We start from the raw sequence: 24,024 nt of genomic DNA, 5'->3' as shown, positions 1-24,024 counted from the left end.
TTTACGTACGTGGCAATCGGAAATAGAAGGCCGTACCGTTCGTTAAATTGCTTTTGAGGCCAATGTCGCCCCCCATCGATTCAATGAATTCCTTCGAAATAGCTAATCCCAGCCCTGTACCGCTCGATTGGCCATTGTTGCCTGGTGCGCGGAAATAGCGTTCGAAAATACGGTCGCGGTGCTCCGGTCGAATGCCTGCTCCGTAGTCACGAACTTCAAACTCAACCAGATTCCCTAAGGGACGTACTACTACGTCGATTTTGTTGTCTTCGGGACTATGACGAACGGCATTCGACAGAAAGTTGACCAGGACCCACGAGGCTTTGTCGGGGTCAGCTTTTACCGTCGGCAGATCGAGGGGAGCCTCTACCTGAAACTGAATATGTTTTTGATTGGCTGGTACTTGAAGTGCCTGCGTGGCGTAGCGGACAATATCGGCGGGCGCTACGTTCTCAATTTTCAGCTGAATCTGTCCTGACTCCACCTGCGCCATATTGACCAGCTCACCCGTAATGCTGAGCAACCGCTCGGCATCGTCGCGAACGTGGCCAATCAGTTGTTTTTGCTCATCGTTCAGTTGCCCAATTCGATGATCGTCCAGCAATTTTAAACTCAGCTTAATACTACTGATTGGCGTTTTTAGCTCGTGCGAAACGGTGGCTATAAAGTTGGTTTTAGCCTGATCCAGTTCTTTGAACGACGTAATGTTCTCCAGCACAATTACCCAGCCAGCCGGGCGTGCTTCGCCATCGCCGGTGGGAGCTACCGTAACGGCATGAATCTGCTTGTTGAAAAAACTTTCTTTGCCTTTGCCGTCGTGCCCATAGCTGAGCGCTTCAGGATCGTAGATTTTCAGCAGACCATTCCCGTCGGAACGAGCGGGCGCTTCGTCGGTCATGAGGTCCTGAATTAACGTGCGCATCAAATCGTTAACCGACGCTACGTCGGGGGCGTACCGGCCAACGAGTTTGGCTTCCTCAATGCCCAGTAACCGGCAGACGACCGGGTTGGCAAACAGGATGCGTTTTTTTTCATCCAGCCCGAGAATACCGTCGTTCATAAGCTGGATTAACGTATCGATACGTTTCTTTTCAAACAGCAGTTTGGCCAGATTAGAGTGTTCATACTCATCTAATTTCTGGGCCATGGAGTTGAACGAACGGGCTAGTTCTCCAAATTCATCGCTGGATCGGAAGTGCAGTCGTTCCTCAAAATTTCGGCTGGTTATTTCGCGGATACCGCGCGTCAGTTCCCGAATCGGTCGGGCAATGTAGCTGGGGAAATTGACCATAAAGGAGAATGCCACCAGAAAACAAAACGTACCCACAACGGCCAGTAGCAGCAGGGCATCGGTGGCGGTTTGTTCGGCTGTTTCGTTCTTTCGGAATATAGCCTGCCGGTTGATGTCGTCCAGTTGCAGGAGCGCGGTCTGAATTCGTCTAACCGCCATTGTATCGCGGGGCGCGATCTTGATCCGATTCAAATCCCGACGTAGTGCTACGGTGGCTTCGCGTTCACCTTCTTCCGTTACGTTGGCTTCCTGCTTTTGTAGCGTTTCGTCAAAACGACGTAACGCATCGGAGTCCGTTGATCGGTCGAGCAATGCTTTTTGCATTTCGCTGACATACTGAAGCGAGATGTAATTATCTTTCAGGATAGCGTGTGAGTCGTTGGCCAGCTCATTCAGGTAATAGGCACCCAGGCCGCCTAAGCCAAGAATAATGACGAACATGAAGGCCAGACCAAGCGATATTTTTGCTTTAATCGTCATGAGAGAATAATCAGGTCGGTGTCGGAATCGGATAACTTATTCAGGAGCTGGTTAAAGGCATTTGTCTGTAAAATGACCTGAATTAAGGTAATATGAGGTTTGCCAATACAAACCGTCGTAATTTTTCGCTGCTCGACTGTTTCGGCAATGGCATTCACAATGTACTGACTCTTGACCTGAATCACCTCCGCGCCGAGTTCAGTAGCCAGTTTCAGGTTATTGATCAGGTGCCGCTGTACGTCCAGTTTGATCCGATTGGGGTCTTCAGCGGGCGTTTGTACGTATAATACAAACCAGCGCGATTGGTAATAGCTGGCCAGCCGGGCGGTTTTCCGGATAACACGACGGGCTACTTCGTGATTACTGCTGATGGCGGCCAGAAACCGCTCGGGTTTGAGTTGCGTAGTAGGGGCTACCTGCGTTTCGATCTTGCGTTCAACCGCGGTAGCTACTTCCTTGAGTGCCAGTTCGCGAAGTTGCAGAATCCTGTCGGCCTGAAAAAAGTTACTCAGAGCCGATTCCACTTTGGCCCGGTCGTAGATTTTGCCGTCTTTGAGCCGGGCAATCAGTTCGTCGGCGGTGAGGTCGATGTTGACTACTTCGTCGGCCATTTGGAGTACCCGATCTGGAACGCGCTCCGTTACGTCGATACCCGTTATCTGCCGAACGGGCTGATACAGGCTCTCTATGTGCTGAATATTAACGGCACTGATGACGTTGATACCCGCATCCAGAATTTCCAGTACGTCCTGCCAGCGTTTCTCATTCTTCGAGCTGGGTATATTTGTATGGGCTAGTTCATCGACCACCACTAGTTCGGGATGCAGATTGATGACGGTTTGCAGGTCCATCTCGTCCAGTTCACGACCTTTGTAGAAAAGCCGACGCCGGGGAATAATCGGTAGCCCGTCGACCAGCGCCTGGGTTTCGGCGCGGTTGTGCGTTTCCACAAAGCCGATTCGTACGTCGATACCGCCACGTAGCAGCGCGTGAGCTTCCTGCAACATGCGATACGTTTTCCCAACTCCGGCACTCATACCAATATAAATCTTGAATTTCCCCCGCCTTGACTGGCGAAGGAGATTCAGAAAATGCTCGGCGTTCTGGTCGCGGTTATCTAGCATAGAGAAGGGTATAGTTTTCAGTTTATAGTTTTTGAGTTTTCAGTGGCTGACGCGTCAGTAATCCTCTTGCGTCAGCCACTGAAAACTCAAAAACTATAAACTGAAAACTCATTTAAAATGAAACGGCCAAGCTCGTTGTCAGGGACGTATTTGTTTTACGGAACCCACTGGTTGATTCAAAAATAGCGTCCTTGCTATCATACACTTTGCCTTCGATGCGGAATACCGCCGTGGGTAAAATGAAGTAATCGACGTTGAGCGAATAACCCAAGGTTTGAAATCCATTCTGAGTACCAGTCGCAATAATGACTCCGTTTTTATCATCGTAATATTCAACCCGGCCAGCGAGCTTGAGGGCATCGCTGATCGAATAGCGTACAATCGCTACGGGGGCATACCAAACGTAACTGCCGCTGCCTACCCGACGTCCATCAACGCCTATCGGTTTGCGGTCTGAGCCAATATCGAAACTAAGAATAGCGCTGACTTTGCCGTTCGGATTCAAAATGGCGTAGAAGTTATTGTAGAAACGCGTTTGTTTTAACGAATCGGGCCGGTCGCTGCCCAGAAACGTACTCCAGTTGAGCGTTACGTTTGCACTTGGTTTAAACTGAATCTGCGTGCTGATGGCCGGACCGGTATAGCCCGGTAGCTTAGCGATACGTTGCCAGCCATTGACCACTGAGCCAAGCAGCGTCCACTTTCCATTAGGAGTATTATAGGTCAGTTTTGCCCCGGCCAGATAATAGGGTGAATTTTCGGCAACCAGACTTCGGGTCAGTGTCCAACAGTCTTTTGAGATAGCGCTTTCGGAGCCGATATGCGATCCAAAAATGCCCGCGTCGAGCCACAGATCGCGTTTTTTGCTGAGTTTTACGCCTGCGTTCGCTTCAAAAACGTTACGTAGTAACGGTTGCTCCGCTGCATAGTTGTATTGGGCGTAGGTACCAACCTGGAGAGCCAGGTTTGCCCGGACCCGTTCGCTGGCATAGGTGCCTTTCAGATAAGCCAGATTAACGTTGATTTCGCGGTTACGCTTGTGATTATACAAAAAGCCTGGGCGTTCCTGACTGGTTTTGGGAGCCGTGAAATCGTGGGTGTAGTAGGCTTCTACGTAACCGCTAAACGACAGACTTGGGCTTACCGAAGAGGCCTTGCTGGTGGTCGAATCGGTGGCGATTTGGGCCAACGAAGGCGTAATCGCTGCAAGCCAGACCGTTGCCAACAGGGCGTAAAAAGAATGTTTCATGGTGTTTTGTTGTACTCAGATACTAGTGGCTGACGGAGTTGATCTACAGGAACTTCGTCAGCCATATACTACTAATCAAATTTATTTCAGGGCGTCCAGCGCTACGTTCAGTTTCAGTACGTTCACGGTCGACGGACCAAACAGACCGACCAGCGGACCCTGGGTATGCTCATCGACCAGTTGATTCAGTCGGTCGGCGCTGATGCTACGAATTTTAGCAATCCGGGCCACCTGGATTTTGGCGGCTGCGGGCGACAAGTCGGGGTCCAGGCCAGACCCCGAAGCCGTGACCAGCTCTACGGGTATCTCTTCTTTTTTTACACCTGGATTATGCACCAGAAACGTATCGATCCGTGCCTGAACCGCTTTCAGGTAATCGGGGTTCGACGGGCCTTTGTTCGATCCGCCCGAACCCGCTGCATTGTATTCTACGGCTGATGGCCGGCTGTTGAAATAGCGATCTTCCGTAAATTTCTGGCCAACCAGTGCGTAGCCAACGAGTTTACCATTAATGCTAACAGTTTCGCCTTTGCCGCTACCCGGTGCGAGACGGCCAACACCAGCAATGACGAGTGGATAAATGACAGAGAGAACGACCAGCAGAACAAGGGTTAGCCGAATAGCTGGTCCAATATGATTTTTCATGATTTGTTCGATGTTTACTCCCCCTCTCCTTGTGAAGGAGAGGGGCTGGGGGTGAGGTTCTTTTACACAAATAGTCCGACAACCATGTCGATTAGCTTGATGCCAATGAAAGGGGCAACAATACCGCCCAGACCGTAGATGAACAGATTCCGACGGAGCAGGGCGGAGGCTCCAATTGGTTTGTATTCCACACCACGTAGCGCCAGCGGAATCAGCAACGGAATAATGATTGCGTTGAAAATAACGGCCGATAATATGGCCGATTCGGAGCTATGAAGCCCCATAACATTCAGCGATTGCAAAGCCGGAATCGATACCACGAACAGTGCCGGAACGATGGCGAAGTACTTTGCGACGTCGTTGGCTATGGAGAACGTTGTCAACGTACCGCGTGTGATCAGCAACTGCTTCCCGATTTCGACGACTTCAATCAGCTTGGTTGGGTCATTGTCGAGATCGACCATATTGCCCGCTTCTTTGGCCGCCTGCGTGCCAGAGTTCATGGCTACGCCAACGTCGGCCTGCGCCAGAGCGGGCGCATCGTTAGTACCGTCTCCCATCATGGCTACGAGTTTACCGCCGGTTTGCTCATGCCGGATGTAATTCATTTTGTCTTCCGGTTTGGCTTCGGCAATATAGTCGTCGACGCCCGCTTTTTCGGCGATGAATTTAGCCGTCAGCGGGTTGTCGCCCGTAACCATCACCGTTTTTACGCCCATCTTCCGAAGTCGGTCGAAACGTTCTGAGATGCCGGGTTTTATAATGTCCTGCAGTTCAATTACGCCTTTTACCTGCTCATTTTCTGACACCACAAGCGGAGTGCCGCCGTTAGCCGCAATTTTTTGAGCCTGTTCTGCCGTGGCGGTGGGGAAGGTGTTTCCGGCTCGCTTAACCATCGTGCGAATCGAGTCCGTAGCGCCTTTGCGAATACGCGTCACAGAGCCATTGTCACCACTCGGGATGTCGATCCCCGACGAACGGGTTTCTGCCGTAAACTTGATCAACGTAGCACCACTGGTCGATAAACGATTCGTTACGGTAGCGCCCCAGTTTCCGCTACGGGCCAATTCAACAATCGATTTGCCTTCCGGCGTTTCGTCGGCCAGCGAACTCAGCGCCGAGGCACGTACCATGTCTTCTTCCGATATGCCCGGTGCCGGATAAAAGTTGGTGGCTTTCCGGTTGCCGATCGTAATAGTTCCGGTTTTGTCGAGTAGTAACGTATCAATGTCACCGGCTGTTTCTACGGCTCGGCCTGACTTGGCGATTACATTGGCCCGTAAGGCACGGTCCATCCCGGCAATACCGATGGCCGACAGCAGGCCGCCAATCGTTGTTGGAATCAGACAAACGAACAGCGAAATCAGGGCGGCAATGGTAATGGGCGTATTGGCGTAATCGGCAAAGGGTTTTAGCGCTACGCAGACAATGACGAAAATCAGCGTAAAACCAGCCAGCAAAATCGTCAGCGCAATTTCGTTCGGTGTTTTCTGGCGGCTGGCTCCTTCTACGAGCGCGATCATTTTGTCGAGAAACGATTCGCCGGGCTGGGTCGTAACCTGTACTTTGATTCGGTCCGATAAGACTTTCGTGCCGCCCGTTACGGACGATTTATCCCCGCCTGCTTCCCGAATAACCGGAGCTGATTCGCCCGTGATAGCCGATTCATCAATGGTCGCTAAGCCTTCAATAATTTCGCCGTCGGCGGGAATTATATCACCCGGTTCGCAGATGAACACATCGCCTTTAACAAGCTGAGCAGAAGAGATGGTCTGTAGTTCGTCGGTATACATATTTCCAACGGGACGTATCACTTTGGCCGGGGTTTCCTGCCGCGTTTTCCGGAGCGATTCGGCCTGCGCCTTACCGCGTGCTTCGGCAATGGCCTCCGCGAAGTTGGCGAACAGGATCGTCAATAATAAAATCGCCGTGATCGCTACGTTGTAAGCCAGCGACCCCTGCGACGTATCGCCGGTGCTAGCGATATAAGCCGTAACCAACACCATAACGATGGTGCCGATTTCGACGGTAAACATGACCGGATTCTTAATCAGAATCGACGGACTTAGTTTGACAAACGACTCCCGGATGGCTGTTCTGACGAGCTCGCCCTGGAACAGTGACGGGGATGAATGTTGCTTTGCCATTTTTGTTATATTTGAAAAAAGTTTAGAACCGGGATTGATCTGATTTTGGGATGAAACAGATTTTGTGTGTTGATCAATTGCTTCTTTGAAGCGAGAAGCAAAATCAGATTAATCCTAAAATCAGATCAATCCCGGTTCTGATCATTTCAGACTAAAATACTCGGCCAGGGGACCCAGAGCCAAAGCCGGGAAGAACGATAAGGCCGTGATGATAAGAATGACGGCGAAGGTCATCAGACCGAACGTAGCGGTATCGACTGGTAACGTACCGGATGATTCAGGAACGTACTTCTTCTGACTCAATAGACCCGCAATAGCAACCGGCCCGATAATCGGAATAAATCGACCCAGAATCAGCACAATACCCGTCGCGTAGTTCCAGAAAAAGTTGTTGTCGCCCAATCCTTCAAAGCCGGAACCGTTGTTGGCATTGGCTGACGTGAATTCATACAGCATTTCTGAGAAACCGTGATTTTCGGGATTGTTTAACCAGGCTGATGGCTTCACTAACCAGTTGGCATCACCATAGTTGACGAATACCCAGGCTGCCAGTGCTACGCCCCCTTTTACGAGCAATGTACTCAGCAGCGCCACAATCGATGCAATCTTGATTTCCCGTGCCTCGACTTTCCGACCGAACAATTCCGGTGTACGACCAACCATAAGCCCCGAAATGAAAACGGCGATGATCAGGTAATAGTAATAGTTCAGAAAGCCGACGCCACACCCGCCGTAGAAGGCATTGGTCATCATCCCCAGCAGTTCCATCGTACCCGACAGGGCCATCGACGAATCGTGCATGGAGTTGACAGATCCCGTTGAAATGATGGTGGTCATGATACTCCAGTAGCCCGATGCCAATGGACCGAAACGGACTTCCTTGCCCTCCATCGCACCCGTTGACTGACTGACACCCAACTGTGCAATGGCTGGGTTGCCGTGTATTTCAGTGATCAGTGTTGGGATAAGCAAGCAGAGCATGCCCACCGTCATAACCCCGTAAATAACCCACGTAAACCGACGGCGATTGATGAGATAACCCAGCGCAAAGAGCATGGCGATCGGGATCAATACCTGAGCGATCATTTCAACCATATTGGTGAAATAGTTTGGATTTTCGAGCGGATGGGCCGAGTTGGCGCCGAACCAGCCACCGCCGTTTGTACCAACGTGTTTGATCGCAATCATGCCAGCGGCTGGTCCGCGCGAAACGCCAACCGTATCGCCCTGTACCGTAACAATACGATCCTTGCCATCGAAGCTGGCCGGGGTTCCGTTGAAGACCAGCAGAAGGGCAACCACGAAAGAGATCGGCAGCAGAATTCGGGTGATGGCTTTAACGAAGAATACGTAGAAGTTACCGACGGTGGTTACCACGTTTGGTAAAAACGACCGGACAATCAGCAGCAAAGATGCGATACCCGTTGCGGCCGAGACGAACATGAGAAAGTTCATGACGAACAGTTGCGTCAGGTACGTAACGCCCGACTCCCCCGAATAATGCTGCAAATCGCAGTTCACCATAAAGCTAATGGCCGTGTTGAATGCCAGAGCGGGCGTCATGGATGGGTTGCCATCGGGGTTGAGGGGCAGGATGCCCTGTAGCATCAGGAGCGTGAACGCAATGATTAACCAGACGGCATTGATGGTCAGGAGGGCAACCAGATTTTCTTTCCAGCTCATTTCGCGGGTTGGATCGATACTTCCTATTCGATAAATAAACCGTTCGAACGGTCCGTTCGCTGATTCTGGTTGGAAGACGTTGGCGATGTATTTGCCCAGCGGAATGGCCAGTAGAACGGTTAGCCCGTACATGGCCAGAACGCCTAATAATTCAGTTGACATGGTAAATATGTGTTACTCCCACGCTGGGAGAGACGTTGCGGTTAAAATTTTTCGGGTTTTATCAGTACGTACAGCATGTACGCGAAAACCATAAGCGAGACAATAAATAAGCCGGTTAGCATAGATGAAAGAGTGAGCAGACGAGTGAATGAGATGGATATGCAACGCATTTCACTCGTTCGATCCTTAAATGTGTTCAAACCACTCGATGGACTTGTAAAAGAAAAGGAAGCAGAGTAGGGCCGTTACGATTAGGAGGACGGTTTCCATAAGAGCATTTTCTGTTTGGTTCGAACAGACTATGCCAAAAAGCATTCCATACTGAATAATGGAATTTTGCTTTTGGGGTAATGTATTGATAGTGAATTGTTTGTAATTGTGTGAGAAGCTAGGGCGATAGGTGAGTTCTATCGAAACCTTCTCATTTTGACAAGGTCGATTCTCATTTTGGGAAGCTAAAAACTGACTGGTTGGAGAGAGTAAGAAGAAACCAGCCCTGGTTGGAGACTCTTAAGGGCTTAATCGCGTATTAGCCCAGTCGATATTCGTCTAGTTTCCGGTACAACGTACTGAGCCCAATTCCCAGCAGACGAGCGGCTTCGGTTTTGTTACCCTCCGTGTGCCGTAATACTTGTTCGATGTGGTTCTTTTCGATCGTTGCCAGGTCATAGGCGAACGTAGTAGGAGAAGTAGCGCCAGCCGGAGACTGGACGTCCAGAGGCAGATAGTCAGGCAGTAAGGTTTGGCCGTCGCTGAGGATCACAGCCCGCTCGATTACGTTTTTCAGTTCGCGGATGTTGCCTTTCCAGCTATAGCGGGTCAGTGCATCAACAAAAGCCGGACTCATCGTCATATTCCGTTTACCGACTTTAGCGGCTTCCTGCAAGGTCAGGGCCTGAGCCAGTGCCGGAATATCGTCGCGCCGGTCGCGGAGAGCAGGGAGTTCGATGGAAAAAACCGATAGTCGATAATACAGATCAGATCGGAACAAACCCGCTTCGGCATCGTGTTTCAGATCGCGATTGGTGGCCGCTACCACGCGAACATCTGTTTTAGTGGGGCGGGTGTCGCCTACGCGCATAAATTCGTGTGTTTCGAGAACACGTAGCAGCTTAGCCTGCAGATCGAGCGCCATTTCTCCAATTTCATCCAGAAAAATAGTGCCTTTGTTCGCTTCTTCAAACAAGCCTTTCTTGTCGCGCGTGGCCCCGGTGAATGCGCCCGCCCGATGTCCGAAAAGTTCACTTTCCAGAATTTCCTTGCCCAATGCGCTACAGTTTACGGCCACAAACGAACCTGTCCGGCGCGGACTCGCCTGATGAATGGCCTGCGCAAAAACTTCTTTACCCGTACCGGTTTCGCCGGTTAGCAGCACCGTAGTATCGGTTACGGCTACCCGACGCGCCAGATCGATGGCTTGCTGAATCGCTTTCGACTGACCAATTATTTTCTCGAAACCATATTTCTGCTGAACCTGCTCTTCGAGTCGCTTAATTCGAAATTGTAGTTCTGCTTTTTCAATAGCCCGACTGACCAACGGAATAATTTTGTCGTTGTCATCGCCTTTGGTAATGTAGTCGAATGCTCCGTTTTTGATCGCTTTTACGCCGTCGGCAATGGTCCCATACGCTGTCAGAACGATCACCTCCGTGGCTGGTTGAAGCTTTTTGACCTGAGCCGTCAGGTCGATACCGTTGCCATCCGGAAGCTTTACGTCGCTGATTACCAACTGCACTTCGGTACGCTCCAGCGTACGTAGGCCGCTGCGGGCATCGTCGGCTTCCAGAACCTGATAGTCTTCCAGAGTTAGAATACGAGCAAGAAGTTGGCGGAGTTTAGGCTCATCATCAATGAGCAGAATAGTGCCAGGCATAGTTATTGAGTGATATTCCGGCGTATGAGAAAGCTATGAATCGGTTCGATTCATGTGGCAAAGATGAGGACGCAATTGATTTATTGAGCCGGTCTAATCAACAAAATATTACAGAATTTTATGATAGAGCAACTCATCAATACTGTATGATCTTTCGTTACGTTCTGCTTTTGATTAGTTATTTTGCTGATTATGAGTATGAAATCAATTTGTGGGCTATTTTTGATAACGTTCTTTCTGAGTGTTACGTCTGCCAGAAGTCAGTCTGTTAAGGTGATTAAATTTGATCAACTGAACCAACTGATTCATAAACCCAACGATACGTTATACGTAGTGAATTTCTGGGCAACGTGGTGTGCGCCCTGCGTGAAGGAGTTGCCGGAGTTTGAACGGGCCCGACAAGCGTATGCCAGCCAGAAAGTAAGCGTATTGCTGGTCAGTATGGACGATAAGGCCGATCTGGCTAAGAAAGTGAATCCGTTTGTACGCAACCGAAAAATACAGTCGAGCGTTGTTTTGCTCGACGAACCCGATCTGAACGCGTGGGTCGATCAAGTAGCACCCGAATGGTCGGGAGCATTGCCCATGACCCTGATCCTCAATAAGCAACGTAACGTCCGGCAATACATCGGCCGACCCGTGAAAGAAGGAGAACTTGCCACGATAATCAATCAACATAAACCATAATCATCATGAAAAAGACTGCTTTTTTACCAATGGTCGCCCTGCTGCTGGCAGTAGCGCTGATGAGTTACCGAAACGCGTCGGATGGCTATAAAGTAGGGGATACGGTTCAGGATTTTAAGCTGAAAAACGTTGATGGGAAAACGGTTTCGCTGGCTGATAAAAAAGACGTCAAAGGCTATATCATTGCTTTCACCTGCAATACGTGCCCAGTGGCTAAAGCTTATGAAAGCCGAATTGTAGCCCTGAATGAGCAGTTTGCCCCCAAAGGATATCCTGTCCTGGCGATTCAATCGAACGATGCTCAGCTTTCGCCCGGCGATTCATATAGTGCGATGCAGGAGCGGGCCAAAAGTAAAAGCTATTCGTTCCCGTATCTATACGATGAAAGTCAGACTGTTGCAAAAAGTTTCGGCGCTACGAACACGCCCCATATGTTTGTGGTCAAAAAGGAGGGTAATCAATACCGGGTGGCTTACATCGGCGCTATCGACAACAACCAGCGCGATGCGGCCGCTGCCGATAAGAAATACGTAGCGGAGGCTGTTAATGAACTATTAGCGGGTAAAACCGTCACAACGCCGTCGGCACGGGCGATTGGCTGTGGCATTAAGTGGAGAGATGCTTAATGAGTTGAAGGCGACCGACCTAGTAGCGTCAATTTTAATGAGTCCAAAAGCGTTTCGTCCCGCGTGACGAGCAATCCTACTTCAGAGGACGGTAAGCCGAAATGGTTTTCGAGTGCTTTCTGTAAGGCGTATTGTTCCGAGAGTCGTAATGCGTTTGCGCCACTGCTCCGTAGCTGAACCAGAACGCTAAGTATGCCATCGGATTCGCTGAATTTATCGGTCAACTCCGCGAACAATTTTTTTATTCGATCATCGCCCACAGCTTCATAGTCTGCAAAGGTTATTCGACCAATACCTTGCAGCATATGAAGCTGTGGTGCATCAATCACACACGACCACACTTGCCGATACATATCGATAAGCACACGTAACGTAGCGGTCAGTGGGTCATTGATGTTGCTACGTTGCCTTTTCTCTTCGACCAGCAACACGCCATTTCTGCCCTGAGCGAGCGCTTGATAATGCAGTACGTTATCCATCTGCCCAAACGGCATCAGTATTGCGTAGGGGAGGTGGGCGTTACGTAGTACTGATGCCGTTTCGCTGATAACGTCCCATTCCGACTGTTGTTCGGGATTTGCGACAAGAAAAACGGGTGTTTCCGCTTTGAGAATAGGGTTGAGTAACGTAACAAAATCAGCGCTCATTACCGAGGGGAGCGTTAGTAACTGCACCGAGTCCGTTGGGCTGAAACTAGCCAAGACGGTTTGCCCCAGATCGCCAATACCAATAAGGACAACAGACGCTATTTCTGTTGTTGCAAAACGGAATGAATTATCGTGCTCGAACAAAGCTATTTTCTTATTTTACCACGTCCTGGTTGCCAAACTTCGTTCCGAAGAAATCGCCTTTGTTCCAGGTTGGTCGGCTATCGGCCTGAGCAGCCAGATAACCGATCAGGAATTGTAGCTGAACGTGTTTGGCGGCTGCTTTGAAATCGAAAGGCTGATTCATATCGTCCTGCGGAGTGTGGTAAATCGTCGCCCGCCAGTCGAGGTTCAACTTGGTGCCATCCAGATTGGGATTACCCGTTTCAGAGCCACTTTTTATGAACAGAGCCGGAATGCCCTGACGGACAAAACTAAAGTGGTCGCTACGCATAAAAACGGTTTGCTCTGGAATGGGGTCGGGGCTGATTTTTATGCCTAAGAATTCAGCGGCCTGCTCGGTTTCGCGGCCCAGACTCGAATGTTCGGCGCCGTAGGGAACAATGTCGAGCAGTGGGTGGAAGAAGAACGGCATATCGAGCGCAATGTTGGCTACAATTTTATTCTTGGCCACGGTCGGGTTACTGGCAAAATAATCGGAGCCGAGCAGGCCCATTTCTTCGCCCGTAACGCCAACAAAAATAATCGAACGTCGGGGCGCTTTGGGGAGCGACGCAAATAGGCGGGCCATCTCCAGATTGATCGCCACACCAGATGCATTGTCGTGGGCACCGTTGTAGATCGAATCACCCTTGACCGGACGACCAACGCCCAGGTGGTCGATATGCGCTGCGCAAACAATATATTCGTCTTTCAGAGCCGGATCAGAACCGGGCAAAACGCCCACTACGTTGTAACCCGCCACATCTTCCACTACGTCGGTCCGGGCTTTTATACGTGCCGATATATTCAGGGGAAAGGCTTGCGACCGATTCTTTTGCACATTAGTGATAACATCCCTAAACGGAACGGGTGATTTGGTAAAGAGCAGACGAGCTGTTGAATCGCTCAGTGAAGCCGCACCCTGAATGGCTGGAACCGTACGTTGTGGTTTTCCTGATTTATCGACCCAACGGTAAATGCCTTGCCGGGCGCGGGGTGCCGCCGTTTCAATACGATTCCGTAAATCACTGGGAAGACTAAAGGCCAGTGTGCCTATGGCTCCGTGAGCCGCTGCATTCTCGGCTTTCGACGATGAATAGAAAGCACGCTGATTGGACGGGAACGAGTTGGGGGCTCCGTTGACATAGGCTACAATTTTTCCTTTCACATCAATATTCGTGTAGTCATCGTAGCCAAGTTCTGGTGCTGTTACGCCATAACCGACAAAAACGACGGGGGCCGTTACGTTGCTGGTGGCATGGTCGGGAGTTGGACTAAGGATAAACTGTTTACCATACGTTAGCGGTTGCTCTTTCCCGTCGATCAGGAATGTCATGGTGCTAGCCTCTTCCCGAACCTGCCATCGACGTAGTGGTACGTCCTGACGATACGTACTGTTCTCGCCAGCGGGTTGATAACCAATAGCTTTTAACTGATTGGTTACGTAGTCAGCACCCATGTCGAAACCTTTCGTTCCGGGTTTACGGCCCCTCAGCGAATCGTTCGACAGGATTCGCATGTGATTACGGATCGCTTCTGGACGTACCGTTTTAAGAACGGTTTGGGCATCAGTCGGTATTTCTTTTGATTGGGCAACCGCCAGATTAGCGGACGCAATACCGGCTAATAAGGTAAAGGAAAGAGCTGTAGAGAAGTGCATTTGAGTAATAGGGAAACAGAACCAATTGACTAAGATAGCCGAAGGTTTTGGTAGTTCAAATTTTAGATAGCTGTAGAAATACGATGCCCTAATTCTATATTGGCGACTTGACGTAGCAAGATTCAGCGCACGTTGTATATTAGTCCCTTGAAATTGGTAGACTAATCTGTTGGTTTGCTGAATAGAACCGAACTAAATCGTCGGAGAATGAAGAAGTTACCCGTAATTATTGATTGCGATCCAGGGCATGACGATGCTGTGATGCTGATGCTTGCCGTGGGAAGCGGTCTGTTTGATATTAAAGCCATCACTACGTCGGCAGGTAATCAGACTCAGGAAAAAACGCTGAAAAATGCGCTTAAAATTCTGTCGTTACTGAAAGCCGATATCCCTGTTTATAAAGGCTGCGAAAAGCCACTCTTTCGTCAACTGATTATTGCCGATTACGTACATGGGGAAGAAGGTATGGATGGTCCCATCTTGCCCGAACCCGACAAACAGCCAGAACAGCTTCCGGCTATACAGGCAATCGCCAAAATTCTGACTGAAAGCGACGAAAAGGTGACGTTGGTACCAACAGGGCCACTAACCAATATTGCTACGTTTCTGCTGGCGTATCCGCATCTCAAACATAAAATTGAGCGTATCTCGCTCATGGGCGGTGGCGCTTTTCGGGGAAATATTACGCCAAATGCGGAATTTAATATCTACGTCGATCCAGAAGCGGCTTCGATTGTTTTCAACGCCGGGGTACCGATCACCATGTGTGGGCTGGATGTGACGCATAAAGCGTTGGTGTTTCAGGAGGATATTGAGCGGTTCCGGTCGGCTGGAAACCGGACGGGTACGGTCATTGCTGAGTTGATGGACTTCTTTTCTATTTTTTATCGAAAAGAACGTTCTGAGCTGGAAGGGGGAGCGGCACTGCACGATCCCTGTGCGATTGCCTGGCTGATTGATCCATCCATGTTTCAGTCGAAACCCTGTTACGTCGACGTAGAGACTTCGGGCAAGCTAACGACCGGAACAACTGTTGTGGACTTTTTCGATGTGCTGAAAAAAACACCGAATACGGAGTTTGTGTACGACATCGATCGGGAGAAGTACATAAACCTGATTTATGACTCCATTCGTGGGTTGCCTTAGGGTTTTATCAACTTTGTCAAAGTTTTGAACTTTGACAAAGTTGATAATCTCAGAATAATTAAAACCACGGTCGTTTGACCTTAAACGATTTCTTCAGACCGCTAATCATCAGGAAGGCTCCCACAATACCGAAAATAATGGCCAGAATCGTGATGTGCAGAATAGCAAACAGCACGGCTACCAACAGAATAATAATCGATGCTTTGAGCTTCCAGCTGATACGTTGCCACCAGTTCAGTTCTTCCCGTAGTGGCAAGCCTAAACCTTGACGAATGCGGTTGCCAAGCCGAAGCTGACTTTTGGGTTTTGGCTTCGGTCTGGGTTGTAATACGTCGGATTTCTCCAGTAATGATTGTATGCGATGCATACGCTGCTGAACGCGTGCATTGGCTGTCTGAACCGGTATGTTTTCGCGGCTGGCGACAGGTGTATGAATCGGCTCTGGGCTGGTGGCATCCGGCAATGTAGCGTCGTCGGTGATTGTATCGGCTGTTGCTACGTCAGGACGGGTAGTAGGTTGCTCAATAGGTAATCGGGAAGCTGCCTGACGAGGTGTTCGTTGGAAGTAAGCAACTGGTCGATGGCAGGCTGAAAAGAGAAGACATAACGCAGCTACAAAAACGACAGCGATATTTTTCATTCGGTTGTGTTGGACGTTCAGAAATAGCAAGTGCAAAACTTCCCCTTACAACGAACGAGAAAGGCTGGTTAATATGATTCTGGACAAAAAGCCTGGAAAATAACCATCAATTTGCTTGTAATTTCTTGATGGTGAGATTGTTGTTATTCGTCAGGGGAGAGCGGATTTTGGGCCGAAGGATGGCTAGGAGAACTGCTAGTCAGTAAGAGAAAGCATCGTTCTGACTTTGGATAAAGAACCTTTTGCTGCTAATCTATGAATCGGTTTTTGCTTTGGTTGTCGCTGAATGTTATTGCCGTTGCTACGGCTCACGGTCAAACCGCAGAGCCCGTTTTTAATTACGATGAATCCAAAGTAGGTACGTTCACGTTGCCTGATCTGCTGGTCAGTCGTAGCGGCAAGAAGGTAACCGACGTAGCAGGCTGGGAGCGCCGTCGGAAAGAGCTAATCCAGCTATTTGCTGAGAATGTGTATGGTCAGACGCCCCAAAAAGCGGTTAAGCTGCGTTACCAGACCGTAAAAACCGACGAATCGGCACTAAATGGTCTGGCTATTCGAAAGCAGATATCCATTTACTTTGTCGATTATCCGCAACTCCCACCTATTGACGTACTGTTATACGTACCAAAAGCATCGAAGAAGCCAGCGCCCGTATTTTTGGGATTAAACTTTTGCGGCAATCACTGCGTAACGGCCGAAACCGACATTGCGTTATCAACGCGTTGGATGAGCAATGGGCCGGATGGCACTACGGTGAATAACCGGGCAACGGAAAAAGCGCGGGCTATGCAGGAAAGACGCTGGCCGATCGAAACCATTTTGAAACGTGGCTATGCGTTGGCAACGGCTTACTACGGCGACATTGAACCCGACCATCCGCATGGTTGGCGTACGGGAATACGTTCGGTTTTGGGCGATACGCTACGTGCCGATAATTGGGGCGCGGTGGGAGCCTGGGCCTGGGGCATGAGCCGAATCGCTGATTTCCTGGCCACCGAACCCTCGGTCGATGCCAGTCGTATCATTGGCATCGGTCATTCGCGAATTGGTAAAGCGGCTCTGTGGGCTGGAGCGCAGGATAAACGATTTACGGCTGTAGTTGCTAACGAAGCTGGAGAAAGTGGTTCTGCTTTGTCCCGGCGGTGGTATGGCGAAACCGTAGAACGTATCAATACATCGTTCCCGCACTGGTTTTGTGGACGTTATAAAACATACAATAAGCGGGTTGCCGATTTACCGGTCGATCAGCACGAGCTGCTGGCGCTGATTGCGCCCCGGCCGCTATACGTAGCCAGTGCTGAAGAAGACCGCTGGTCAGATCCCAAAGGCGAGTTTTTGAGCGCTGTTGAGACGGAGCCGGTTTATCGGTTATACGGAAAAGTGGCCTTGGGTACGACTCAGTATCCTGCCGTTAATGAGTCAGTCGGTAAGACCGTTCGTTATCATGTTCGTACGGGCAAGCATGACGTAACTGACTTCGATTGGGAACAATACTTGCGCTTCGCCGATGAATTAGTTCGTTAGCCGGTCATACCTTTGTGGTATGCCTTTCGATAATGATCCCCGGCCGTGGACGGTCGATAATTCTGAATATATTCATCAGTTACCGTGGTTTACGGTACGTCGGGATGCCATCCGGATGCAGAATGGTGCTACTATCCCTAATTATTTCATTTTTGAATATCCCGACTGGGTTAATGTAGTAGCCGTCACAACCGATGGGCAACTGGTCCTGATTCGTCAGTATCGACATGGTATTGGTGGCGTTCATTATGAGTTATGCGCTGGCGTAGTCGACCCCGGTGAAGCCCCGATGGTGGCCGCTCAGCGTGAGTTGCTGGAAGAAACCGGTTTCGGAGGAGGACACTGGCAGCCGCTGATGAGCCTTTCGGCCAATCCGGGCACCCACGCAAACCTTACCCATTCCTTTCTGGCTACGGGCGTTGAACTGAAGCAGGCCCAGCACCTGGAATCCACGGAAGAAATTACGGTCCACATCGTCTCGCGGGAACGTGCCATCGAGATCGTCAACAACGGTGAAATGATGCAGTCGCTCCATTTGGCCCCTTTGTTGAAATATCTGTTCGAAATGTCCGGCGGCCCGGCGGGATTGATCTGATTCTGGGATGAAACAGAGTTTGTTCTCGCTTCTTCGAAGTGCATTATGAGTTAAGACTGATCTGTTTAATCCAAAAATCAGATCAATCCCGGTTCTGGATAGTATCTTTGCAGCCCAATTGGAAGGATTGACACGATTTGCTAACAAAATCGTATCAATCCTTCTATCAGTGTAATCCCGGTTCAGATGATTATCCCTCTTGCTCACCGCGCCGATCAAACGGAAGAGTACTATTTTTCGGTGAAGTTAGCCGAAGTTCGTCGCCTGCAGGCGGCTGGTCATGATGTTATTAATTTGGGAATTGGCAATCCTGATATGATGCCTTCTGCCAATACGATTGATGCGCTAATACGCTCTGCACAACAGTCCACGTCGCATGGTTATCAATCGTATAAAGGTACGCCTGCGCTTCGACAGGGCATTGCTGCCTTTTATGCCCACACGTATGGCGTTTCGCTGGATGCTGAAACCGAAATCTTGCCGCTGATTGGCTCGAAAGAAGGTATTACGCATATTTCGCTGACCTTCCTCAACGAAGGCGATGGCGTACTGGTACCGGAGCTGGGCTATCCTGCCTATCGGGCCGTTAGTCAGATGGTGGGGGCCAACGTTACGGAGTATCCACTGCTGGAACAGGGGGGGTGGCAACCGGACTGGGAAGCGATGGCCGATCTGGTGACTGATACCACAAAGATTATGTGGATGAACTATCCGCATATGCCAACGGGAGCACCGGCCACGCGCGATTTATTTGAACGCGCTGTTCGCTTTGCCCACGATCATCGGATTTTATTATGCCACGATAATCCATACAGTCTGATTCTCAACAAGAAGAAGCCGATCAGCCTGTTGTCGGTCGATGGGGCGAAGGACGTAGCAGTTGAGTTGAACTCGCTCAGCAAATCGCACAATATGGCGGGCTGGCGTATTGGCTGGATGGCGGGTGCCAAGGCTTATGTGGATGCCGTACTGACCATCAAGAGTAATGTCGACTCTGGTCAGTTTAAACCCTTGATGGACGCTGCTGCCGAAGCGCTCACTAACTCCGACGAATGGCATCGGGAACGTAACGCCGTCTATCAGGGCCGTCTGGACGCCGTGCATACGCTGTTGAATACGTTGGGCTGTACCTACAATACCGATCAGGAAGGACTGTTTATTTGGGCTAAACTGCCTGATTCTGTGGAGTCTGCTGAGAAGCTGGTCGACGATCTCTTGTACAATAGGCACGTGTTTATTGCACCAGGTTTCATCTTTGGCCCAAAAGGAAATCGCTACATCCGAATATCCCTCTGCATGCCGGAGGAGCGTATCAACCAGGCAACTCGTCGTCTGAACCAGGATTTATTTGATTCACCTGACCAACTTTGATTTAATAATGGTTTATTATTGATTGCAGCACTTTGGGGTAATTGGTAGACAAACGGCTGTATATGATTAAAAGTGAATACAAATACTCTGAACTAACTAGTAAAGTAATTGGCTGTGCTTTCGAAGTTCATAGAATATTGGGAAATGGATTCCAGGAAGTAATATATCAACGAGCGCTGGCAATAGAGCTTGAAGAATGCGGTATTGGGTTTGCTCGCGAATTTGAGATGCCAATTTTCTTTAAAGGTCGGCATATTGGATCTCGTAGGGTTGACTTCTTAATTGAAGAACTGGTCTCTGTTGAATTAAAAGCAATTGTTTCTCTTACTGATGAGCACTTGGCTCAGGGGATAAATTATTTGGAAGCTTATAACCTTGAAGTAGGTATGCTCATCAACTTTGGTAGCTCGAGTCTTCAGTTTAAACGACTAATGAATAAAAAATATAAGGCTTAACTTGGGGAGTACTTCGGGTAAAAGCACTTATTTGTTCCACTGGCTAATCAAAGTCAGTCAAATAAATCACAAAAATCCCGGTTCTGATGACCGTTTCAATCATAGGAATAGGCCTGTTAGGTGGATCATTCGCTCTGGCTATTCGTGAAAAATACGCCAAAATGTATTTTATCGGCGTGGATACGTCGACAGTAAATGGACAGCTGGCTCTGGCAAAAGGCATTGTTGATGAAGTGTTGCCCTTGGCCGAAGCCGTATCGCAAAGTACATTGGTTGTCATGGCCACGCCGGTCAATACTATCATCGATCTGCTGCCAACCGTACTCGACCTGTTACCAGCAGGGGCGACCGTAGTCGATTTAGGCTCAACAAAAGGGTTGATTTGTGGCATCGCCGACGCGCATGCCAAACGAGCGCAGTTTGTAGCCGCACACCCAATGGCCGGAACCGAAAACTCGGGTCCCGGCGCTGCGTTTAAAGAGTTGCTGCCCGGCAAAAACCTCATTATCTGCGATCGCGAAAAAAGCGACTCCGATAGTGTAGTCCTTGTCGAAAGTCTCTTTCGCGACATAGGCATGAAACTGTTCTACATGACGCCTAAAGAGCACGATCTGCATCTGGCATACGTATCGCATTTGAGTCATATCAGCGCCTTTGCTCTTGGTTTGACCGTGCTGGAAAAAGAAAAAGACGAACAGGCGATCTTCGATATGGCTAGTACGGGCTTTAGTTCAACGGTGCGTCTGGCTAAAAGCTCCCCGCAAATGTGGGCACCTATTTTTGATCAGAATCGGGTTAACGTATCCGATGCATTAGCGGCTTACATCGAATTTCTACAGCAGTTTAAGCAGATTATCGACGAACAGGACGTAGCCAGTTCACTGGATTTCATGCAGCGGGCCAACGTTATTCGGCGGGTGTTGGAAGGGATTGAGAAACGCTAGGAAATCGTTTCCGGACGTAATCCATGCTGTAAATACCATCAAATTGCCAGGCTGCAGCTGCCGGAGGCATTGCTCTCATAGCCGCAAAGGCAAGTGGCTTGAGCCATCCCGGCAAATTGACGGCTTGGCCAATTTGTCGGGAAAGCTTCACCACACGATCCGCTTTAGCTTTCCGAATGGATTCGTACTGCTTGAATGCTTCCTCGACAGATCTTTCATTAGCCAGGCAGTTAGCCACTACCCACGCATCCTCAATGGCCTGACATGCGCCCTGGCCAATGTTGGGCGTAGTGGCATGGGCAGCGTCGCCCAGCAACGTAGACCGACCACGGGTCCATGTGTGTAAAGTTGGTAGATCATAAAGATCGGCACGGTGTAGGCGAGATTTATCAGTCGCCTGAATTATATCCCTGGCTAATGGAGAAAAATGTTCGCCAATACGTAACAGCGCTGCCATCGTTTGATCGGGCGTATCGCGTTCGTTGGCTGAAGCTGCTACCGTAATGTACAAATAAAGCTGATCGAGTCCGCAGGGAACAACACCGATCCGCATGCCTGGATCGCTCCCCCAGTATTCGACTGCCGTTGTCTGGTCAGAAGCCGGTAGAACGTAGTTTACGATGGTACGCCAGCAGGTTTGCCCGGAATAACGTAACGTCTGATCGCCAATTAATTGTTGCCGTACTGTCGAACGAAGGCCGTCGGCTCCGATTAAAAACGAACCGTCTACGGACGTACCGTCCAAAAAATCGGCTCGTACTTGTTGACCATCATGGGTTACGTTCGCCAGTTGCTTCCCTGTTTTAAGTTGGCCAGGTTGAAGATTGTCCAGCAGTAATTTCTGGAGTTTTCCACGGTTTACCACCACAACTCCATACCCATATTTTCTGACCATAGCGTGCGTATTTAGCGTATCGACTTTCTGAAAAACCCGGCCGTTGGCTTCAGCCATAATGCCTCCAGAAAGGGGCCAGCTAATCGGTTCAAGCGCCTGCAGCAATCCTAGCTGGTCGAGTACAAAAAGTGCATTCGGCGACAGCACTAACCCAGCCCCAACTTCCTGAAGAACAGCAGCTCGTTCAAAAACAGTTGATTGAATTCCTCGTTGATTTAAGGCAATGGCTGTCAGTAAGCCACCAATGCCGCCACCGATAATGATTCCTGATTGTTTCATGATAATTCATTAGTTTTAGAACAAATGTACTAGTTAGATTTTAATTAGAACACTTGTTCTATTTTACGGTGGATACAAAAACTAAAATTGTGCAAACGGCGCTGGCCTTGTTCAACGAACAGGGAGTTGACGTTATTACGGTGCGCCATATAGCCAAGGAAATGGGTATTAGTCATGGCAATTTGTGTTATCATTTTCCTAATACCGATACCATCATTAGGCAGTTGTATGATCAGTTGGTCGAGCAGCTTACCAGTCAGATAGGCGGGGTAATAACTGGGCCGCTTTCGCTGAATCGGTTGGCTGAATTGGTCGGAGAAGTGATGCAGATGCTGTATGACTACCGGTTTCTGATGCTCGATTTTGCCGGAATCATGCGTCGTATCCCCGATTTACGCGATAAGCATAGAGCATTGGTGAGTAGCAGGAAACTGGCTTTTCAGCATATTCTTACCCAATTGCGCGCGTTGGGTAAGCTACGGGAGGAGTTATATGATGGACATGACGACGATTTGCTGGAGCAGTTTTTCATTGTGGGAGACTTTTGGTTATCGAGTGCTACCATTTTATACGAGGGTGCGGAAGAAAACAAGATTAAGCATTATCAGCAAGTCTTCCTTTCGTTGATTGTCCCTTGCCTGACTAATAAGGGCCTTACTGAATGGAAAGATATTGACAGGAAGAAAACTTTGTAGATCGATTATACAAAAAACGTTTCTGTTGGTTTATGAATAGAAAGCTGGGACTACATAAAGAGTCCTGTCTTATAGAAACAACCAGAAATGAATATGCAGGCAACAGAAACACCAGCCGCACAGGCTGGTACGATTACAATTGGCGATCTTACCGTCAACAGAATGGCTTACGGTGCTATGCGGATTACAGGCGATGGTATTTGGGGCCCTCCCAAAGATCATGACGAAGCTATCCGGGTTTTGAAACGCACGCTGGATCTTGGTATTAATTTCATTGATACGGCCGATAGCTATGGACCACACGTTTCGGAGGAGCTGATTGCTGAAGCTCTTTATCCGTATCCCGAAGGTCTAGTCATTGCTACGAAAGGTGGTTTACTACGTACTGGTCCCAACCAATGGCCGGTCGATGGTAGCCGCAAACACCTCGAAGAAGCGCTGAATGGCAGCCTGAAACGCCTTAAAGTAGAGCAGATCGACCTTTATCAGTTACACCGATTTGATGCTAAAGTCCCTTCCGAAGAGTTTCTCGGCTTTTTACAGGAAGCGCAGCAGCAGGGCAAAATCAAGCACATCGGTTTATCGGAAGTGAGTATCGAGCAGATAGAGGAGGCAAAAACGTATTTTGACGTAGTGTCGGTACAGAATATGTACAACTTCGGTATCCAGAAGTGGAACGACGTATTGGCATACTGTGAGCAGAACGGTATTGCCTTTATTCCCTGGTATCCGCTTAATGCAGGAGACGTATCGGCTCAACAGGCTATTCATAAAGTAGCCCAACGCCATGGGGTATCGGATTATCAGATTGCGCTGGCCTGGTTGTTAGCTGCTTCACCAGTTATGTTGCCAATTGCCGGTACGTCGTCCGTTAAACACCTGGAAGAAAACGTTCAGGCGGCTACGATCAAACTAACCGACGAAGACTTCGCCGATATGCCTTTGCCTGAATAAGGTTTATGGAAAATGGTTTATAGTTTATGGTGTCTACCAATAGAGCCAACCAAAAACTATAAACCATAAACCAAAAACAGCCTCGGCTGA

Annotated in this window: 22 protein-coding genes; 10 read left to right on the top strand and 12 right to left on the bottom strand. The window is 49.3% G+C overall.

What is annotated here, in order from left to right; translation table 11 throughout:
- Position 1: 1 nt before the first annotated feature.
- From GK108_RS22625 to GK108_RS22590, 8 genes are all read right to left on the bottom strand, one after another.
- Positions 2 to 1,771 (bottom strand): sensor histidine kinase, encoded by a 1,770-nt coding sequence (locus GK108_RS22625; RefSeq protein WP_163953409.1) that lies wholly within the window; start codon positions 1,769 to 1,771, stop codon positions 2 to 4.
- Entirely contained in the window at positions 1,768 to 2,895 is a 1,128-nt protein-coding gene (locus tag GK108_RS22620; protein WP_163953408.1) for a sensor protein KdpD, read from the bottom strand. Before GK108_RS22620 ends, GK108_RS22625 begins: the two co-directional genes overlap by 4 nt.
- Before the next feature lie 112 nt (positions 2,896 to 3,007).
- A complete protein-coding gene (locus GK108_RS22615; RefSeq protein WP_163953406.1) occupies positions 3,008 to 4,144 on the bottom strand; it encodes a porin in 1,137 nt (378 codons plus the stop codon).
- A gap of 81 nt (positions 4,145 to 4,225) precedes the next feature.
- Positions 4,226 to 4,789: a K(+)-transporting ATPase subunit C gene (locus GK108_RS22610; RefSeq protein WP_163953404.1), complete on the bottom strand. Its 564-nt coding sequence runs from the start codon at positions 4,787 to 4,789 to the stop codon at positions 4,226 to 4,228.
- Between the two features lie 62 nt (positions 4,790 to 4,851).
- Positions 4,852 to 6,936 (bottom strand): potassium-transporting ATPase subunit KdpB, encoded by a 2,085-nt coding sequence (kdpB, locus tag GK108_RS22605; protein ID WP_163953402.1) that lies wholly within the window; start codon positions 6,934 to 6,936, stop codon positions 4,852 to 4,854.
- A gap of 141 nt (positions 6,937 to 7,077) precedes the next feature.
- Positions 7,078 to 8,781 carry a potassium-transporting ATPase subunit KdpA gene (kdpA, locus tag GK108_RS22600; protein ID WP_163953400.1) on the bottom strand — a complete coding sequence of 568 codons (1,704 nt, stop codon included), beginning with the start codon at positions 8,779 to 8,781 and terminating at the stop codon, positions 7,078 to 7,080.
- Positions 8,782 to 8,822: 41 nt separating this feature from the next.
- A complete protein-coding gene (locus GK108_RS31420; RefSeq protein ID WP_163953472.1) occupies positions 8,823 to 8,903 on the bottom strand; it encodes a potassium-transporting ATPase subunit F in 81 nt (26 codons plus the stop codon).
- A gap of 407 nt (positions 8,904 to 9,310) precedes the next feature.
- Positions 9,311 to 10,654: a sigma-54-dependent transcriptional regulator gene (locus GK108_RS22590; protein WP_163953398.1), complete on the bottom strand. Its 1,344-nt coding sequence runs from the start codon at positions 10,652 to 10,654 to the stop codon at positions 9,311 to 9,313.
- Positions 10,655 to 10,852: 198 nt separating this feature from the next.
- On the opposite strand from GK108_RS22590, the gene GK108_RS22585 reads away from it, so the two are divergent.
- Both GK108_RS22585 and GK108_RS22580 read left to right on the top strand, forming a co-directional pair.
- Positions 10,853 to 11,341 carry a TlpA disulfide reductase family protein gene (locus tag GK108_RS22585; protein ID WP_163953396.1) on the top strand — a complete coding sequence of 163 codons (489 nt, stop codon included), beginning with the start codon at positions 10,853 to 10,855 and terminating at the stop codon, positions 11,339 to 11,341.
- 5 nt (positions 11,342 to 11,346) lie between these two features.
- Positions 11,347 to 11,967 (top strand): thioredoxin family protein, encoded by a 621-nt coding sequence (locus GK108_RS22580; RefSeq protein ID WP_170305415.1) that lies wholly within the window; start codon positions 11,347 to 11,349, stop codon positions 11,965 to 11,967.
- Here the strand turns inward: GK108_RS22580 and GK108_RS22575 are convergent.
- Together GK108_RS22575 and GK108_RS22570 are read right to left on the bottom strand one after the other, a co-directional pair.
- Complete coding sequence (locus GK108_RS22575) at positions 11,964 to 12,758, bottom strand: hypothetical protein (protein WP_163953394.1); 795 nt, start codon at positions 12,756 to 12,758, stop codon at positions 11,964 to 11,966. The genes GK108_RS22580 and GK108_RS22575 overlap by 4 nt on opposite strands.
- 10 nt (positions 12,759 to 12,768) lie before the next feature.
- Positions 12,769 to 14,436 carry a M28 family metallopeptidase gene (locus GK108_RS22570; RefSeq protein WP_163953392.1) on the bottom strand — a complete coding sequence of 556 codons (1,668 nt, stop codon included), beginning with the start codon at positions 14,434 to 14,436 and terminating at the stop codon, positions 12,769 to 12,771.
- 207 nt (positions 14,437 to 14,643) lie between these two features.
- On the opposite strand from GK108_RS22570, the gene rihA reads away from it, so the two are divergent.
- Entirely contained in the window at positions 14,644 to 15,582 is a 939-nt protein-coding gene (gene rihA / locus GK108_RS22565) for a pyrimidine-specific ribonucleoside hydrolase RihA (RefSeq protein ID WP_163953390.1), read from the top strand.
- 58 nt (positions 15,583 to 15,640) lie between these two features.
- Here the strand turns inward: rihA and GK108_RS22560 are convergent, their stop codons facing one another.
- Positions 15,641 to 16,222 (bottom strand): hypothetical protein, encoded by a 582-nt coding sequence (locus GK108_RS22560; RefSeq protein ID WP_163953388.1) that lies wholly within the window; start codon positions 16,220 to 16,222, stop codon positions 15,641 to 15,643.
- Between the two features lie 255 nt (positions 16,223 to 16,477).
- On the opposite strand from GK108_RS22560, the gene GK108_RS22555 reads away from it, so the two are divergent.
- From GK108_RS22555 to GK108_RS22535, 5 genes are all read left to right on the top strand, one after another.
- Positions 16,478 to 17,746, top strand: a complete 1,269-nt coding sequence (locus GK108_RS22555; protein WP_163953386.1) for an alpha/beta hydrolase family protein — start codon at positions 16,478 to 16,480, stop codon at positions 17,744 to 17,746.
- A gap of 19 nt (positions 17,747 to 17,765) precedes the next feature.
- Complete coding sequence (locus GK108_RS22550; RefSeq protein ID WP_163953385.1) at positions 17,766 to 18,341, top strand: NUDIX hydrolase; 576 nt, start codon at positions 17,766 to 17,768, stop codon at positions 18,339 to 18,341.
- Positions 18,342 to 18,527: 186 nt separating this feature from the next.
- On the top strand, positions 18,528 to 19,712 hold the full coding sequence (locus tag GK108_RS22545) for a pyridoxal phosphate-dependent aminotransferase (protein WP_163953383.1): 1,185 nt from the start codon (positions 18,528 to 18,530) through the stop codon (positions 19,710 to 19,712).
- A gap of 62 nt (positions 19,713 to 19,774) precedes the next feature.
- Complete coding sequence (locus GK108_RS22540; protein ID WP_163953381.1) at positions 19,775 to 20,167, top strand: GxxExxY protein; 393 nt, start codon at positions 19,775 to 19,777, stop codon at positions 20,165 to 20,167.
- 86 nt (positions 20,168 to 20,253) lie between these two features.
- Positions 20,254 to 21,111 carry a prephenate dehydrogenase gene (locus tag GK108_RS22535; protein WP_163953379.1) on the top strand — a complete coding sequence of 286 codons (858 nt, stop codon included), beginning with the start codon at positions 20,254 to 20,256 and terminating at the stop codon, positions 21,109 to 21,111.
- Here the strand turns inward: GK108_RS22535 and GK108_RS22530 are convergent.
- Complete coding sequence (locus GK108_RS22530; protein ID WP_163953377.1) at positions 21,074 to 22,285, bottom strand: FAD-dependent monooxygenase; 1,212 nt, start codon at positions 22,283 to 22,285, stop codon at positions 21,074 to 21,076. The two genes, GK108_RS22535 and GK108_RS22530, sit on opposite strands and share 38 nt — an antisense overlap.
- Before the next feature lie 68 nt (positions 22,286 to 22,353).
- Here GK108_RS22530 and GK108_RS22525 point away from each other — a divergent pair, with 68 nt between their 5' ends.
- On the top strand, positions 22,354 to 22,980 hold the full coding sequence (locus GK108_RS22525; RefSeq protein ID WP_163953375.1) for a TetR/AcrR family transcriptional regulator: 627 nt from the start codon (positions 22,354 to 22,356) through the stop codon (positions 22,978 to 22,980).
- A 93-nt stretch (positions 22,981 to 23,073) separates the two neighbouring features.
- A complete protein-coding gene (locus GK108_RS22520; RefSeq protein ID WP_163953373.1) occupies positions 23,074 to 23,934 on the top strand; it encodes an aldo/keto reductase in 861 nt (286 codons plus the stop codon).
- Positions 23,935 to 24,024: the final 90 nt, after the last annotated feature.

Source organism: Spirosoma terrae (genome assembly GCF_010435915.1).
GTDB lineage: Bacteria > Bacteroidota > Bacteroidia > Cytophagales > Spirosomataceae > Spirosoma > Spirosoma terrae.
Note: the sequence above shows the minus strand (reverse complement) of the source record. Positions and strands in the feature narration are given on the sequence as shown.

Excerpts from the sequence above, each read along its gene's own strand:
- GK108_RS22620 (WP_163953408.1), bottom strand. The coding sequence starts at position 2,895 with ATGCTAGATAACCGCGACCAGAACGCCGAGCATTTTCTGAATCTCCTT.
- rihA (WP_163953390.1), top strand. The coding sequence starts at position 14,644 with ATGAAGAAGTTACCCGTAATTATTGATTGCGATCCAGGGCATGACGAT.
- GK108_RS22535 (WP_163953379.1), top strand. The coding sequence starts at position 20,254 with ATGACCGTTTCAATCATAGGAATAGGCCTGTTAGGTGGATCATTCGCT.
- GK108_RS22520 (WP_163953373.1), top strand. The coding sequence starts at position 23,074 with ATGCAGGCAACAGAAACACCAGCCGCACAGGCTGGTACGATTACAATT.
- GK108_RS22530 (WP_163953377.1), bottom strand. The coding sequence starts at position 22,285 with ATGAAACAATCAGGAATCATTATCGGTGGCGGCATTGGTGGCTTACTG.
- GK108_RS22570 (WP_163953392.1), bottom strand. The coding sequence starts at position 14,436 with ATGCACTTCTCTACAGCTCTTTCCTTTACCTTATTAGCCGGTATTGCG.
- GK108_RS22610 (WP_163953404.1), bottom strand. The coding sequence starts at position 4,789 with ATGAAAAATCATATTGGACCAGCTATTCGGCTAACCCTTGTTCTGCTG.
- GK108_RS22615 (WP_163953406.1), bottom strand. The coding sequence starts at position 4,144 with ATGAAACATTCTTTTTACGCCCTGTTGGCAACGGTCTGGCTTGCAGCG.
- GK108_RS22625 (WP_163953409.1), bottom strand. The coding sequence starts at position 1,771 with ATGACGATTAAAGCAAAAATATCGCTTGGTCTGGCCTTCATGTTCGTC.
- GK108_RS31420 (WP_163953472.1), bottom strand. The coding sequence starts at position 8,903 with ATGCTAACCGGCTTATTTATTGTCTCGCTTATGGTTTTCGCGTACATG.
- GK108_RS22540 (WP_163953381.1), top strand. The coding sequence starts at position 19,775 with ATGATTAAAAGTGAATACAAATACTCTGAACTAACTAGTAAAGTAATT.
- GK108_RS22580 (WP_170305415.1), top strand. The coding sequence starts at position 11,347 with ATGAAAAAGACTGCTTTTTTACCAATGGTCGCCCTGCTGCTGGCAGTA.
- GK108_RS22560 (WP_163953388.1), bottom strand. The coding sequence starts at position 16,222 with ATGAAAAATATCGCTGTCGTTTTTGTAGCTGCGTTATGTCTTCTCTTT.
- GK108_RS22550 (WP_163953385.1), top strand. The coding sequence starts at position 17,766 with ATGCCTTTCGATAATGATCCCCGGCCGTGGACGGTCGATAATTCTGAA.
- GK108_RS22555 (WP_163953386.1), top strand. The coding sequence starts at position 16,478 with ATGAATCGGTTTTTGCTTTGGTTGTCGCTGAATGTTATTGCCGTTGCT.
- GK108_RS22585 (WP_163953396.1), top strand. The coding sequence starts at position 10,853 with ATGAAATCAATTTGTGGGCTATTTTTGATAACGTTCTTTCTGAGTGTT.
- kdpB (WP_163953402.1), bottom strand. The coding sequence starts at position 6,936 with ATGGCAAAGCAACATTCATCCCCGTCACTGTTCCAGGGCGAGCTCGTC.
- GK108_RS22590 (WP_163953398.1), bottom strand. The coding sequence starts at position 10,654 with ATGCCTGGCACTATTCTGCTCATTGATGATGAGCCTAAACTCCGCCAA.
- GK108_RS22545 (WP_163953383.1), top strand. The coding sequence starts at position 18,528 with ATGATTATCCCTCTTGCTCACCGCGCCGATCAAACGGAAGAGTACTAT.
- kdpA (WP_163953400.1), bottom strand. The coding sequence starts at position 8,781 with ATGTCAACTGAATTATTAGGCGTTCTGGCCATGTACGGGCTAACCGTT.